Here is a 14,487-nt window from a genome sequence, read left to right as displayed (position 1 = left end):
GGAGGGCGCCCGGCAGGAGGGCGCCCGGCGGGGCAGGCGGGCGGCCGGCCGGGCAGCCGGGCGCGCGGCCGGCGCGGGGCGCGGGCTCAGGCCGAGCCGCGGACCACCAGCTCCGGCTCGAACACCTGGGCCTCCGTGCGCGCGTGCCGGCCCTGCAGCTGCGCCACCAGCTCCTCGCCCGCCGCCCGCGCCATCGCGATCACCGGCTGCGTCACGGTCGTGAGGTTCGGCTTCGTGGTCGTGGCGAGGCCCGAGTTGTCGTAGCCCACCACCGCCACGTCGCCCGGCACGTCCCGGCCGGCCTCGGCGAGCTCGGGCAGCGCGCCGGCGGCCATGAGGTCGGACGCGATGAAGATGCCGTCGAGGTCGGGGAACCGTCCGAGCAGCTCGCGAGCGGCCGACGCGCCCCCGTCGACCGTGAAGTCCCCGTGCACCACCGCGTCGTCGGGCAGCCCCGCCTCGGCGAGCGCCGCCCGCCACCCGGCGAGCCGGTCGATGCCCGCGGACATGTCGGCGGGGCCGGCGATGGTCGCGATCCGGCGCCGCCCCAGCCGGACGAGGTGCTCGGTCGCGATCCGCCCGCCGCGCAGGTTGTCGGTGTCGACGACCGCCGCGGCCTCGCCGCCGACGAGCGGCCGGCCGATGAACACGGTCGGCAGCCGGGAGGCCTGCAGGGCGCGGTCGATGGCGTCGTCCCGGTGGTGCGACACCACGATGGCGCCGTCGACGTGCCCGGCGCGCAGGTACCGGGCGGTGCGCTCGGACTCCCCGGGCCGCGCGATGACGAGCAGCAGCTGCAGGTCGGCCAGCGCGAGCGGGGTGGACACCCCGTTGAGCACGCCGGCGAAGAACGGGTCGGACAGCACGCGCTCGTCCGGCTCGGGCACGACCAGCGCGACCGAGTCGGTGCGCCGGGTGACGAGCGACCGTGCGGCGCGGTTCGGCGTGTAGCCCAGGTCGGCGACCGCCGCGGCGACGGACTCCATGGCCTCGGGCGACACCCGGTCGCCGCCGTTGATGGCGCGCGAGGCGGTGGAGCGGGAGACGCCCGCGCGCAGCGCGACCTGCTCGAGGGTCGGTGCCGGGTGGGTGGCCGACGGGATGGCGGACTGGTCGATCACGGTGGATCGCCCCCCTCGTGACGGTCGGGTGGTGCCCGTGCGCGGGACACCGGCGGCGCGCGCCCCTGCACGGGGCCCGCGAACGGGCCCCGCGCGAAGCGTAGCGGTCAGCCCTTGACGGCCCCGGCCATGATCCCCGCGACCAGCTGGCGGCCGGCGACGACGAACAGCAGGAGCAGCGGGATGATCGACAGGACGACACCGGCCATGATCAGCGGCAGGTCCTGGAAGAAGCCGGCCTGCAGCAGCTTGAGCGCCACCGGCAGGGTCGGGTTCTGGTTGCCGAGCACGATGGACGGCCAGAAGAAGTTCGTCCACGACGTGATGAAGGTGAACAGCGCCAGCATCGCCGCCGCCGGCCGGGCCGCGGGCAGCGCCACCGACCAGAACGTGCGGAACATGGACGCGCCGTCGACGCGGGCGGCCTCGATGAGCTCGTAGGGGAGCGCGGAGTCGAGGTACTGGGTCATCCAGAACACGCCGAACGCGGTCACCATCGCCGGCAGGATCACCGCGAGCAGGTTGCCGGTCAGGCCGAGCTCGCGCATGACGATGTACAGCGGGACGACGCCGAGCTGGGTCGGCACGGCCATCGTCGCGATCACGAACACCAGCAGCGGGCCGCGGCCGCGGAACCGGAGCTTGGAGAACGAGTAGCCCGCGAGCGTCGAGAAGAACACCACGGACAGGCTGGTGATCACGGCGACGACCAGCGAGTTGCCGGTCGCCTTCACCAGGTCGATGTCGGCGTCGAAGACGCGCTGCAGGTTGGTGAGGAACTCGCCGCCCGGGATGAGCGAGGGCACCGGGTTCTGCGCCACCTCCGCCGACGTCGAGGACGACAGCAGGAACGTGTAGTAGAGCGGGTAGGCCGAGATCAGCAGGAACACGCCGAGGACGACGTAGGTGACCCAGCCCGGCCGGCGGTCGGCGCCGCCGTTGGTCTTGTTGCGCTTGCGCTGGGCCGCGCGGGCCGCGCCCTTGCCGGCGGTCTGCGCGATGACGGGGACGGACGGGGCGCTCATCGGGGGTCCACCTCGATCGGTGCGGCCGCGGGGACCGCGGCGTCGGACGTCTGCTTGACCCGGCGGGCGAGGTCGCGCGAGGCGCGGCGGCTCTGCTTGCGGGCGGCCTTCGCGGTGCGGCTCATGTCGTCCGCGGAGGCGATGCGCCGGGTCAGCCAGTTGTTGAGCAGCGCGAAGATGATGATGATCAGGAACAGCAGCCAGGCGACCGCCGCGGCCCGGCCGAGCTGCTGCTTGTTCCAGCCCAGCTCGTACAGGTAGAGCGTCACGGTCTTCCACTGGCCGTTCGAGCCGCCGAGGCCGGTTGCGTCGTACATGCGCGGCTCGTCGAAGATCTGCAGGCCGCCGATGGTCGACGTGAGGATCACGAAGATCATCGTCGGGCGAACCATCGGCACGGTGATGGAGAAGAACTGCCGGATGCGGTTCGCGCCGTCGAGCGTCGCGGCCTCGTACATGTCGCGCGGGATGGCCTGCATGGCGGCCAGCAGGATCAGCGCGTTGTAGCCGGTCCAGCGGAAGTTGACCATCGACGCGATGGCGATGTGGGAGGCGAACGCGTCCTTGTGCCAGCCGATCGGGTCGATGCCGATCTGGCCGAGCAGGGAGTTGATCATGCCCGAGCCGTCGGCGAACATCTGCGAGAACACCAGGCCGACGGCGACCGGGGCGACGACGTAGGGGAGCAGCACGCCCATCCGCCAGAACGTCTTCGCGCGGAGGTTCGCGTCCAGCATCGCGGCGATGACGAGGGCGGCGATCACCTGGGGCACCGTGGACAGCAGGAAGATGCTGAAGGTGTTGCGCAGCGAGTTCCAGAAGAACGTCTGGCCGAGCACGAAGGTGAAGTTGTCGAGGCCGACGAAGTCGCCCTGGCCGCCGATCAGGCTCCACTCGTGCAGGGAGACCCAGCCGGTGTAGAGCAGCGGGAACAGGCCGACCACCGCGAACAGCAGGAAGAACGGCGAGATGTAGAGGTAGGGCGAGACCTTCACGTCCCAGCGGCCGAGCGTCTGCTTGAAGCCGATCTTCCGGGGCGCGCGGTCGTCGTCGCTGCGCGGTGCCGCGCCCCTGGGGGGCGCCGTCTGGGTGGCCATGGGGATCCTTCGTGCGGGCGGGCCGGGGTCGTGCGGTGCGGGGCGCGGGCGGTGCCCGCGCGACGGACCGGGCCGCCGGGGAGTCCCGGCGGCCCGGCCCGGTGGGGTCAGCCGATCGCGGCGACCGCGTCCTCGAAGCCCTTCCAGGACTCGTCGGGGGTCATCGACTTGTCGACGTCGACGCGGTTGAAGGCGTCCGACAGGCCGGTGCGGATGGTGAAGTAGTTCTCACCCTTGAACGGCGCGACGGAGATGGCCGCGGCCCGGTCGGTGTAGATCTGGCCGGTCGGCGCGTCGTTGAAGAACTCGCGGGTCATGCCCTGGAGCTCGTCCGACTGCTGCGCCTCGATCTGGCTCGGGAAGTTGCCGTTGACGGCGAACGCCGCGAGCTGCTGCTCCGGGGCGGTCAGCCAGTCGGCGAGCGCCTTGGCCTCCTCCGGGTGCTTCGACATCGTCGGGACGGCGAGGAACGAGCCGCCCCAGTTGCCGCCGCCGCCGGGGAAGACGTTGGCGATGTCCCAGCCCTCGACGCCCGCCGAGTTGCCCTCGATGTTGCCGAGGAACCAGGCCGGGGCCAGCGCGACCGCGAAGCCGTTGCTCTGGAACGCGTTCGTCCAGTCGGTCTCCCACTGCTTGAGACCGGCGGACTGGTCCTCGTGCGACAGGATCGTGTCGTAGATGTCGCGGATCTCGGGGTTGTCGAGCGCGATGATCTCGCCGGAGTCGGGGTCCTCGAAGGGCACCTCGACCTGGTTGATCATGCCCTGGGCCAGCGCGTCGGCGGAGTCGAAGAACGCCGGGCCGGTGCCCGCGGCCATGAACTGGTCGCCGACCGCGAAGAAGTCGTCCCAGGTGGCGTCGTCGCCACCGAACAGCTCGGCCACGGCCTCGCGGTCCGTCGGGAGGCCGGCGGCGGCGAACAGGTCGGCGCGGTAGGCGATGGCCTCCGGGCCGATGTCCGTCGGGTAGCCGAGCAGCTCGCCGCCGGGGGTGGTGGCCTGGTCGGTGGTCCACTTGTTCCAGCGGCCCTCGACCGAGTCGCTGCTCAGGTCGGTGAACTGGTCCGAGTACTGGATCATCTGCGGCAGCCAGTCGACCTCGACGCCCACGACGTCCGCGAGGCCCGAGCCGGCACCGAGCGCCGTCTGGAACTGCTCCTTGGCGTCGTCGGACTTGCCGAACTTGTTGTGCTCGATCTTGATGTTCGGGTTCTCCTCCTCGTACTGCTTGAGGAGGTCCTCGTAGCCGAACTGGTTGAAGGTCGAGATGGTCAGGGTGATCTGACCGTCCGAGCCCTCGTCGCCGGCGGCGTCGTCCGACCCGCCGCCGCACGCCGTCGCCAGCAGGGCGACGCTCGCCGCTCCGGCCACGGCCACCCACGTCTTGCGCGTGCTCCTGCGCACTGTGACTCCCTCGTCATCCGCGGCGACGTCGCCGCTCCCGTCGGGTCGCCGGCACCGGCGCCCGTCGTGGGACCGCTCCCACCACCTGATGCGGGAGCGCTCTCACGCCATGTCAGGCACCTTGTCGTCCGGGGGTCGGTGAAGTCAAGCGAGTCGGCGCGCAAACGGGTGTGGAAGCGGTCCCACTGGCGCGTTCGTGCAGGTCAGCGGCCTGCGGCCGCCGGGCACGTTACGGAATCGTTACGCCTCGTCGGCGCTCGCGACCCACTCGCGCGCCACGCCGGCCTCGGCCTCGAGGGCGCCGCGCACGGCCTTGGCGGCGGCGTGCTCGACCGCCGACCCGAACAGCGGGACGTTCGCCTTGAGGTCGCCGTCGTAGGTGATCGCCGAGCCGCCGTCGGCCGCCGCGAGCGCGACCGTCCCGGTGAGCCGGACCGGGGCGCCGGCGATCTCGACCGCCACGGTCCCGGTGCGGCTGCCGTCCGCAGCGGCGGGCTCCCAGGCCTCGACCTGGCGCACCTCGAGCGTCGAGCCGACGAACGCGCGCACGTTCGCGGGGATCTGGTCCGTCGGCAGCGCGCGCCGGGTCGTCACCGTGAGCGCGCCGTCCTCGGCGGGGGCCACGTCGACGTGCAGCACCTCGGCGCCGCTCGCGATGACCTTCGCGCGGACGTACACGGGGTCGGCCAGCATCGTCCCGGCGGTGCGGGGGTCGGTCGGCACGGGGACGGTGACCTGCAGGTGCACGGGCGTTCGGGTCCTTCCGAGGTGCGCGGGCGGCCGCGGGGGAGTGCGGGTCCGACGACAGTATCCGCCCGGGCGGGCCCGCGCGCCCCGGTCGGGCGACGGGCGTGGGCCGCGTCACGTGCCGCGGGCTGGGACGGGCCCGGGCCGGGCCCCTCCTGCGCCGTACCCTGGGGCCGTGTCCACCCTGAGCGAGCTCGCGCAGCGCCACGCCCACCTCGACGCCGCGGACCTCGAGTGGCTGCACCTGCTGGTCGGCGACTGGCAGGTCATCTCGGACCTCGCGTTCGCCGACCTCGTCCTGTGGCTGCCCACCGACGACGGCGACTTCGTGGCCATCGCCCAGGCCCGCCCCAGCACCGGCGCCACCGTGCACTACGACGACGTGGTGGGCTCGCGGGCGCCCGAGGGGCAGCGGCCGCAGCTCGAGCGCTCGCTGAGCGAGGTCCGGGCGCAGCGGTCGCGCGAGCCGCGCTGGTTCGGGTCGTACGCCGTGCGCGAGGAGGCGGTGCCGGTCGTGCACGAGGGCCGCGCGATCGCCGTGATCGCCCGGCAGACCAACCTCGGCGGTGCCCGCACGCCCAGCCGCCTCGAGCTGAACTACGTCGAGGCCGCCGACGACATCATGGGCATGATCGCCCGCGGCGAGTTCCCGATGACCAACGCCGCGACCGGCCCGCGCCGCGGTGCGCCGCGCGTCGCCGACGGCCTGGTGCGGCTGAACTCCGAGGGCGAGGTCCTGTACGCCAGCCCCAACGCCCTGTCCTGCTTCCACCGGTTCGGCGCGATGGACGACCTGGTCGGCCGGTCGCTCGTCGAGGTGGTCGCCGACCTGATCGAGCAGAACTCGCCGGTCGACGAGTCGATGCCGCTGGTGCTCATGGGCCGCGCGCCGTGGCGCACCGACATCGAGGCGCACGGGGTCGCACTCTCCCTGCGGGCGGTCCCGCTGTCCGAGGAGGGGGAGCGGATCGGCGCCGTGCTGCTGTGCCGGGACGTGTCCGAGCTGCGTCGTCGCGAGCGGGAGCTCATCACCAAGGACGCGACGATCCGCGAGATCCACCACCGGGTGAAGAACAACCTGCAGACCGTCGCCGCCCTGCTGCGGCTGCAGGCCCGCCGGATGAACGTTCCCGAGGCCCGCGCGGCGCTCGAGGAGGCGATGCGACGGGTCGCCACGATCGCGCTCGTGCACGAGACGCTGTCCCAGACGCTCGACGAGACCGTGCAGTTCGACGAGCTGGTCGGGCGGTCGCTGCGGCTCGCCGCCGACGTGGCGTCGGCCGGGGCGTCGGTGCGGACGCTGGTGCGCGGCACGTTCGGGCCGGTGTCCGCCGAGGACGCCACGGCGCTCGCGCTCGTGCTGACCGAGCTGGTGACGAACGCCGTCGAGCACGGGCTGGCCGGCCGGGACCACGGGTCGGTCGAGGTGAACGCGGAGCGCGTCGAGGACGACCTCACGGTCACGGTCGCGGACGACGGCGCCGGCATCCCGGCCGACTCCGCCGGCAGTAGCGCGGGCCCGGGGACGGGCCTCGGGACGCAGATCGTCTCGACGCTGGTGACGAACGAGCTGCGCGGCTCGATCGCGTGGGCGCCGCGCGCGGGCGGCGGCACGGAGGTCACGCTGCGCGCGACGCTGCGCACCCCGGGCCGCGACGCGGCGGCCACGGTCGCCTGACCCTCCCGCGGAGCCCTCGCCTCGCGGCGCCGCGCCGCTCTCGTGCCCCTTCTCCCGCGCGCCCCTTCGCCCCCGCGCCCTTCGTCGAGATGGCAACTCTCGGCTGCGCGGGACGCCCGTCGCACAGCCGAGAGTTGCCATCTCGGCGGGGGGCGTTCGGCGAGTCTGCGCGAGCGGGCTGTGGGTCGGGGATGACCCAGAGGCGCGGAGCGGAGACTCGGCGGCGTGGAGCGCGCGGGGGCGGACGCAGCGACGCCCGCCGTGCCCCGGAGGGAGGGGCGCGGCGGGCGTCGTCGGGCGTGCTGCGTGCGGGTCAGCCCGCGCGGCGCTGCCGGGCGGTGCGGCGCTTGAGGGCGCGGCGCTCGTCCTCGGACAGCCCGCCCCAGACGCCCGCGTCCTGGCCGGACTCCAGCGCCCACTTCAGGCAGGTGTCGACGACGTCGCACCGGCGGCACACGGCCTTGGCCTCCTCGATCTGCAGCAGGGCGGGGCCCGTGTTGCCGATCGGGAAGAACAGCTCCGGGTCCTCGGTCAGACACGCTGCCTGGTGACGCCAATCCATCGAAACACTCCTCAGCACAGGGGCATGCCACGACCAGGGGGCTGGGTGGCATGGGAGCACGAGCACACGTCCGACGCACGGAAGAAGGCGGGGGGCGTGAGCGTCGGCGCTCGGGGGAATCGAACTGCTGAGTACAAGATTCACATGGCCGCCGGAGGGCGCACAAGGGGTTACGCGCAGGTTTCTTGCGCGTGACGACTGAGGCGTCTGTCACATCTGTGTGCACCCTGAACGCCTGGGCCGCACCGTACTCCCACCGGGTCGCCGGGCGCCAACCGGTCCGGTCGTCGGGACCATCGTCCCTGGTCTCCGGGGGCCCGCCGCCGGGACCTGCGGGGACGCCGCCGCGCTTTCACCCGCGGCGCGCGTAGGGTCGGCGGCGTGACCGGATCCGCCACGCCCCAGCCGCCCCGGACGTCCGCCCCGGGCGCCGTCCGGCTGCTCGCCGGCCTCGTGCTCCTGCAGGCCCTCGCCGTGGCGGTGATCGCCGGGGCGCTCGTCGTGGCGCTCGTCCGCGGGACGTCGATGCCCGGGCCGGTGGTGTTCCTCGTGCTGCTCGCGGCGGGCATCGCGGCCGTGCTGGGCGGCGCGGGTCGCGCGCTGCTGCAGGGCCACCGCTGGGGCAGGGCGCCCGTGATGACGGTGCAGATCCTGCTGGTCGTGCTGGCGGTCGGCTGGCTCGGCGTCGAGGTGGCCGTCTGGTCGGTGGCGGTGCTGGTGCTGGCGGTCGTCGTCGGCGGCCTGCTGGTCACCCCGACGGTCGTCGCCTGGACCACGGTCGGCGCGGGTCGCGAGGACTGACCGCGCCCGCGCGCCCGCGCGAGATCGGTGGTTCGGCGCGAGATCGGTGGTTCCAGGCACCGATCTCGGCGCAAGGCACCGACCTCGGCGCCGCCCGACGCGCGCGTCCGGTGGGGGAGTACCCGCCGGACGCACGAGCGCGCCCGGCGGGGAGTCCCCGCCGGGCGCGCGTCGCCGGTGCGGTCAGTCGACCGCGAGGGCCGCCACCGGGGGCGTCCGGGCCGCCGTGCGGCCCGGGAGAGCGGAGGCGAGCACGCCCGCCACCAGGGCCACCGCGAGCACCAGGCCCAGGTCGGCCCACGGCACCCGGAGCTGCAGGTCGGCGATCCCGGCGAGCACCGCGGCGGACCCGAGCCAGCCGTAGGCCAGGCCGAGCGCGACGCCGACCACCGCGCCGACGCCGGCGATCAGCGCGCCCTCGACGGCCATCGACGCCCGCAGCTGCCGCCGGGTGAGCCCGAGGGCCCGGAGCGTCGCCGACTCGCGGCGCCGCTCGATCACCGACAGCGACAGAGTGTTGGTGACGCCGATCAGCGCGATCACCACCGCCACCGCGAGCAGCCCCACCACGACCGCGAGCAGGGTGTCGATCGCCCGCTGGTACAGCGCCCGCTCGAGCGCCGCGCCGGTGATGTCCAGCGCCGAGTCCGCCGTCAGGTCCTGCACCTGCTGCACGACCTGCCCGGAGTCGTTGATGTCCGCGACGCGCAGCCAGGCGGTGCTCTCGGTCCCGGCGGAGCCGATCGCGTCGAGCGTGGCCGGGGTGACCAGCACGGTCCAGTCGTCCAGCGGCACGACCGCGGCGGTCAGGTCGACCGTGCCCGTCGCGGCGGACCCGGCGCCGCCCTCGCTGCGGGTGAGGGCGACGGTGTCGCCGTCCTCGATCCCGCTGCTGGCAGCCAGCGCGCGGGGCACGACGACGGTGCCGTCGCCGATCGCGGCGACCAGGTCGGCATCGCGGAGCACGTCGGCGGCCTGCGCCGGCGTGATCCCGAGGGCGTCGACGACGTTCCCGGACCCGCCGACCTCGACGCTGTCGCGGGCGAGGGCGGCCACGGACTCGACCCCGGGGATGTCGGCGAGCGCGCCGACCGTGCCCGCGGGGAGCGCCTCGGCGACCGCGGTGCCGTCCGCGTCGGCGGTGTACGGCGACGCCACCGCGAGGTCGACCGGGAACCGGGTGTCCAGCTCGTCGTCCAGGGTGGCCCGGGCGGTGACGGCGCCGGTGCTCATCATCGCGACGAGCGTGACGCCGATCAGGAGCGCCGTGCTGGTGGCGGCGGTGCGCGCCGGGTTGCGGCCGGTGTTGGCGGCGGCGAGCCGCGCGGGCATACCGAGCCGGCCGACGAGGCCGCCGATCGCGGCGACCACCCGCGGCATCCAGAACACCGCGCCGACGAGCAGGCCGACGAACGACGCCGCGCCGCCGAGGATCGCGATGCCGACCGCCGCGACGAGGATCTGCTGCGACAGGGCGACCCCGCCGGCGAGCAGGAGCGCGCCGCCGACGACCAGGACCAGGCTGACGACCAGGCGGAACCGGCCCGCGCGGCTGCCCGCGGCGGGGGCGTCGGCCGGGCGCAGCGCGGCGATCGGCGCGACCCGGGTCGCGACGCGGGCGGGCGTCAGCGCGGCGAGCACGGTGACGACGAGGCCGACCGCGAGCGGCGCGACGACGCTCGCCACGGTGGGCCGGACGACCGTCGGGACCGGGAACGGCAGGTCCGCGTTCTGCATCACCAGCAGGGCGATCTGCACCAGCCCCGTGCCGAGCAGCGTGCCCGCGACCGAGGCCGCCAGCCCCAGCAGGCCGGCCTCCAGCAGCACCGACCCCCGGACCTGGGACCGCACGGCGCCGACGCAGCGGAGCAGGGCGAGCGTCCGGGTCCGCTGGGCGACCAGGACCTGGAAGGTGTTCGCGATGACGAGGCCGGCGACGATCATCGCGACGGCGGCGAACGCCAGCACGACGACGAGGATCGGGCCGGTGCCGTCGCTGCCGGACAGGGCGCGCTCCGCGGCGGCGTCGCGAGTGAGCACGATCGGGTCGGTGCTGCCGGAGGCGGTCAGCACGTCCTCGACGGCGTCGATCACGGTCGCGGTGTCGGCGCCCGGGTCGACGGCGACCAGCAGCTGGGAGGTCGCGGCGTCGGCGAGGGTGGGCGCGGCGTCGCCCTGGCCCCAGCCCGCCCACAGGAGGGTGTCGGCGGTCGTGGCCAGCGCCGCGCCGTCGTACTGGGCCCACGCGGACGTCGGGTCGGTGGTCAGGCCCACGACCTCGGCGTCGGCCCCGACCTCGCGGTAGGTGCCCTCGTCCTCGCCCGGTGCCGCCGTGGAGGCCTCGGTCGCGGCGTCGCCGGTCGCACCGGCCGTGGCCTCCTCGGTCGGGGCCGCGGTCGGGCTCGCCGCCGCGGCGTCGTCGGCGTCCGCCCCGCCAGCCGACTGCCACGCGTAGTACGACACCGTGATCGTGTCCCCGACGCCCACGCCGAGCCGCTCGGCTGCCCGCTCGGGCAGCGCGATCTCGCCGTCCGCGGTCGGCAGGGTGCCGGCGGTCACGTGCTGGGTGTCGAAGGCCGGGTCGCTCGCCACGGGCACGAGCGTCTGCGAGATCGCCCGGTCGCCGGCGGACATGCTCACGTACGGGGCGACGATCCGCGGGTCGGCCGCCTTCACGCCGGGCGTCGCGCGCACGGCGTCGACGGTCTTCTCCGTCAGCGCGTCGCCGTTGCCGGCGTCGGCGATGACGTCGGCGGTCCCGTACGACGCGGTGAGCGAGTCGTACGAGATCCGCTGCATGACGTCACCGGCGAGCAGCGTCGCGGCGACGAACGCGGTGCCGATCGCGACCGCGACCCCCGCGGCGGTGAGCCGGCCGAGGCTGCGGCGCATCTGCGCCAGGGTGAGCCGCCACATCAGGACCCCACCGCCGTCTCGGTGACCTCGAGCTGGCGCAGGGCGTCCAGCCCGGCGAGCACGGCCTCGGGGGTGGGGTCGACGATGTCGCCGGCGATCTGCCCGTCGGCGAGCAGCACCACGCGGTCGGCGTAGGCGGCGGCAGTCGGGTCGTGCGTGACCATGATGATCGTGCGGCCGAGCTCGCGGACGGAGCGGCGCAGGAAGCTCAGCACCTCCGCGCCGGAGCGCGAGTCGAGGTTGCCGGTGGGCTCGTCGGCGAACACGACCTCGGGCTTGGCGATCAGCGCGCGGGCGATCGCGACGCGCTGCTGCTGGCCGCCCGACAGCTCGGACGGGCGGTGCGTGAGCCGCTGGCCGAGGCCGAGCGTCGCGACCAGGGTGTCGAACCAGGCGCGGTCGGCCTTGGCGCCGGCGAGCTCGAGCGGCAGCAGGATGTTCTGCTCGGCCGTGAACATCGGCAGCAGGTTGAACGACTGGAACACGAAGCCGACCCGGTCGCGGCGCAGCCGGGTGAGCGCGTCGTCGTCGAGCGTCGTCACGTCGGTCTGCCCGAGGAACGCGGACCCGGAGGTCGCCGCGTCCAGGCCGGCGAGCACGTGCATGAGCGTCGACTTGCCGGAGCCCGACGGGCCCATGATCGCGGTGAACTCGCCCGCCGCGAAGTCGACGTCCACCCCGGCGAGCGCGCGCACCTCGGCCTCGCCACGGCCGTAGACCTTGGTCAGGCCGCGGGCGCGGACGGCGGCCTGGCGGTGCTGCGGGGCCCCGGCGTGCGGGGGGATCGGGCCGGCGCCGGCGGCGGGGGCGGGGACGAACGGGTCCACGGCTGTGCTCCTGGGACTCGGGATCGGGACGTCCCCGACGCTACGGAGTGCGCCCGCCCCGCCGCGTCCACCCCCGGTCCGGACCTCGCGTCATCCCGGGGTACGACGCCGGGGCCTCGGCGCGCGACCGGGGCCCGACCGGCCTCGCGCCCGGGTCACGCCCCGGGGACGACCAGGCCGGTCTCGTACGCCACGACGACCGCCTGCACCCGGTCCCGGGCGCCCAGCTTCGCGAGGATCCGCCCGACGTGCGTCTTCACGGTGGCCTCGGCGACGAACAGGTCCTCGCCGATCTCGGTGTTCGACCGCCCGCGGGCCATCAGCACCAGCACCTCGCGCTCGCGGTCGGTCAGCGTCGCGAGCGCCTCGGCACCGGCCGACGCCTGCTGCTGCTCGGCGGGCAGGGCCGTGACGAGGTGCTCCAGCAGCCGCCGGGTCGACGACGGGGCGATGACCGCGTCGCCGCGGTGCACCGTGCGGATCGCGTCCAGCATGTCCTCGGGCGGCGTGTCCTTGAGCAGGAAGCCGCTCGCCCCCGCGCGGATGGCGGCGAGCACGTACTCGTCGATGTCGAACGTGGTGAGCACGATGATCCGCGGCGCGGGGTGCTCGGACGTGCCCGCGGCGACGATCTGCTCGGTGGCGGCGAGCCCGTCGAGGTGCGGCATCCGGACGTCCATCAGCACGACGTCGACCGGGCCGAGGACCCCGGCCTGCGCGGTGCCGGCCGTCAGCGCCTGCACGGCCTGGGCGCCGTCGCCGGCCTCCAGGACGACCTCGAGGTCGGGCTGGGAGTCGATGACCAGGCGGAACCCGGCGCGCACGAGCTGCTGGTCGTCGACGAGGCCGACGCGGATGGCGGACATGGGCGTCAGCCTAGGGTGCCGGGCGCGGCGGCCCGGTCGTCCGCCGGCGCGCCCGGGGGCAGCGGCAGCTCGGCGCGCACCCGGAACCCGCCGCCGGGGCGCGGGCCGGCGCTCAGGGTGCCGCCCACCATCGTCGCGCGCTCCCGCATGCCGAGCAGGCCCTGCCCGGCGCCGTCGGAGTCCGCGGCGGCGCCGCGGCCGTCGTCGGTGATCTCCAGCACCAGCGCCGCGGCCTGCCACTGCGCGAGCACGGTGACCGTCACGTCGGGACCGCCGTGCTTGAGCACGTTGGTCAGCGCCTCCTGGCAGATCCGGTACACGGTCAGGCCGATGCCCGGGGGCAGCCGGCGCGGCGTGCCCATGCGGACGAGCGACGCCCGGACGCCGGAGGAGCGGACCTGCTCGACCAGGGACTCGAGGTCGTGCTCGGCGGGCTGCGGGGTGTAGGGCGCGGCGGTCGCCCCGGCGGTCGCCCCGGCGGTCGCGGCCGGGCCCGCGGGACCCGTCGCACCCGGTGCGGCCGGCGCGCCCGGCGCCCGCTCCGGCTCCCGCAGCACCCCGAGCAGCCGGCGCATGTCGGCCAGCGCCGCCCGCCCGGTCTCGGCGATCGTGCCGAGCGCGCGGGTCGCCGCCTCGGGGTCCGCCGCGGCCGCGTACCGGCCGCCGTCCGCCTGGGCCACGACGACGGAGAGCGAGTGGGCGACGATGTCGTGCATCTCGCGCGCGATCCGGGTGCGCTCGGCGGCGGTGGCGATCCGCGCCTGCTGGTCGCGCTCGACCTCCAGCCGCTCGGCGCGGTCCCGCAGTGCGGCGATCGTGACCCGTCGCGACCGCCGCACCAGGCCGAACGCCCACACGGCCAGCGCGGTGACGGAGGCGAACAGCCACAGGGCGATCGCGGACGCCGCCATCTCCGCGGCGCTGCCGGCCCAGGACTGCAGCAGCAGCCCGGACACCATGAACAGGTTCCCCACGAGCGCCGAACCCATCGCGGTGAGGTGGGCCCACCGCGGCCCGTGCACGGTGACGGAGTACAGCGCGAGCAGCACCGCCAGGTCCGACGGCAGCAGCAGCGGCACGCCGACCAGGAGGTGCAGGAGGCAGGCGACGTAGACGCTCACCACCGAGGCGACCGGGTGCGTCCGCCGCCAGCCCAGCGGTGCCCAGGCGAGCGCGGCCAGCGCGGCCCCGGCGTAGGAGCCGAGCCCCCAGTTCGGCGCCATGCTGGCCCCGAGAGGCACGACGACGAGACCCGTCAGCACCATCGCGCCGACGTCGATCCCGAGCTGGTGGCGTTCCTCCCACCGCGTGAGGCGTTCCCACCACGTCATCGCGCCAGCGTAGGTCGGCGTGCCGCCCGGGTCGTGCCCCCGCGGGCGGACCGAGGTCCCGGTCGGCGTCCGACCACGGGGGGACGGGCTGACTTCACCGAAGCGATACCCCG

Annotated in this window: 12 protein-coding genes; 2 read left to right on the top strand and 10 right to left on the bottom strand. The window is 74.9% G+C overall.

Translation table 11 applies throughout. The features are described from left to right. Nucleotides 1–86: 86 nt before the first annotated feature. From J5O08_RS15960 to J5O08_RS15940, 5 genes are all read right to left on the bottom strand, one after another. On the bottom strand, nucleotides 87–1,121 hold the full coding sequence (locus J5O08_RS15960) for a LacI family DNA-binding transcriptional regulator (protein WP_218707893.1): 1,035 nt from the start codon (nucleotides 1,119–1,121) through the stop codon (nucleotides 87–89). A gap of 107 nt (nucleotides 1,122–1,228) precedes the next feature. Beyond that, entirely contained in the window at nucleotides 1,229–2,146 is a 918-nt protein-coding gene (locus tag J5O08_RS15955; RefSeq protein WP_217616672.1) for a carbohydrate ABC transporter permease, read from the bottom strand. Beyond that, nucleotides 2,143–3,243 carry a carbohydrate ABC transporter permease gene (locus tag J5O08_RS15950; protein ID WP_217616673.1) on the bottom strand — a complete coding sequence of 367 codons (1,101 nt, stop codon included), beginning with the start codon at nucleotides 3,241–3,243 and terminating at the stop codon, nucleotides 2,143–2,145. The genes J5O08_RS15955 and J5O08_RS15950 overlap by 4 nt, the downstream gene beginning before the upstream one ends. 107 nt (nucleotides 3,244–3,350) lie before the next feature. Further along, the gene (locus J5O08_RS15945) at nucleotides 3,351–4,646 is read right to left on the bottom strand and encodes an ABC transporter substrate-binding protein (protein WP_218707892.1); all 1,296 of its coding nucleotides are present in this window, start codon (nucleotides 4,644–4,646) and stop codon (nucleotides 3,351–3,353) included. A gap of 240 nt (nucleotides 4,647–4,886) precedes the next feature. Next, entirely contained in the window at nucleotides 4,887–5,393 is a 507-nt protein-coding gene (locus J5O08_RS15940) for a DUF2505 domain-containing protein (RefSeq protein WP_218707891.1), read from the bottom strand. A gap of 175 nt (nucleotides 5,394–5,568) precedes the next feature. Between J5O08_RS15940 and J5O08_RS15935 the strand changes: the two genes are divergently transcribed. Continuing rightward, nucleotides 5,569–7,071: a sensor histidine kinase gene (locus J5O08_RS15935; RefSeq protein WP_217616676.1), complete on the top strand. Its 1,503-nt coding sequence runs from the start codon at nucleotides 5,569–5,571 to the stop codon at nucleotides 7,069–7,071. A 313-nt stretch (nucleotides 7,072–7,384) separates the two neighbouring features. Here the strand turns inward: J5O08_RS15935 and J5O08_RS15930 are convergent, their stop codons facing one another. Continuing rightward, on the bottom strand, nucleotides 7,385–7,633 hold the full coding sequence (locus J5O08_RS15930) for a WhiB family transcriptional regulator (protein WP_147794125.1): 249 nt from the start codon (nucleotides 7,631–7,633) through the stop codon (nucleotides 7,385–7,387). A 381-nt stretch (nucleotides 7,634–8,014) separates the two neighbouring features. Between J5O08_RS15930 and J5O08_RS15925 the strand changes: the two genes are divergently transcribed. Beyond that, nucleotides 8,015–8,434 carry a hypothetical protein gene (locus J5O08_RS15925; RefSeq protein WP_308281662.1) on the top strand — a complete coding sequence of 140 codons (420 nt, stop codon included), beginning with the start codon at nucleotides 8,015–8,017 and terminating at the stop codon, nucleotides 8,432–8,434. Nucleotides 8,435–8,617: 183 nt separating this feature from the next. Here J5O08_RS15925 and J5O08_RS15920 read toward each other — a convergent pair whose 3' ends face one another. The 4 genes from J5O08_RS15920 to J5O08_RS15905 form a co-directional block, all read right to left on the bottom strand. Then, nucleotides 8,618–11,326: an FtsX-like permease family protein gene (locus tag J5O08_RS15920; protein WP_255590042.1), complete on the bottom strand. Its 2,709-nt coding sequence runs from the start codon at nucleotides 11,324–11,326 to the stop codon at nucleotides 8,618–8,620. 23 nt (nucleotides 11,327–11,349) lie between these two features. Then, a complete protein-coding gene (locus J5O08_RS15915) occupies nucleotides 11,350–12,135 on the bottom strand; it encodes an ABC transporter ATP-binding protein (protein ID WP_218707895.1) in 786 nt (261 codons plus the stop codon). 197 nt (nucleotides 12,136–12,332) lie between these two features. Further along, on the bottom strand, nucleotides 12,333–13,043 hold the full coding sequence (locus J5O08_RS15910) for a response regulator transcription factor (RefSeq protein WP_218707889.1): 711 nt from the start codon (nucleotides 13,041–13,043) through the stop codon (nucleotides 12,333–12,335). A 5-nt stretch (nucleotides 13,044–13,048) separates the two neighbouring features. Further along, a complete protein-coding gene (locus tag J5O08_RS15905) occupies nucleotides 13,049–14,374 on the bottom strand; it encodes a sensor histidine kinase (protein ID WP_218707888.1) in 1,326 nt (441 codons plus the stop codon). Between the last annotated feature and the right edge of the window lie 113 nt (nucleotides 14,375–14,487).

This window comes from Cellulomonas sp. PS-H5 (assembly GCF_019265565.1).
Lineage (GTDB): Bacteria > Actinomycetota > Actinomycetes > Actinomycetales > Cellulomonadaceae > Cellulomonas.
The sequence above is the reverse complement of the archived record's forward strand: the minus strand, read 5'-3'. Positions and strand labels throughout refer to the sequence as shown.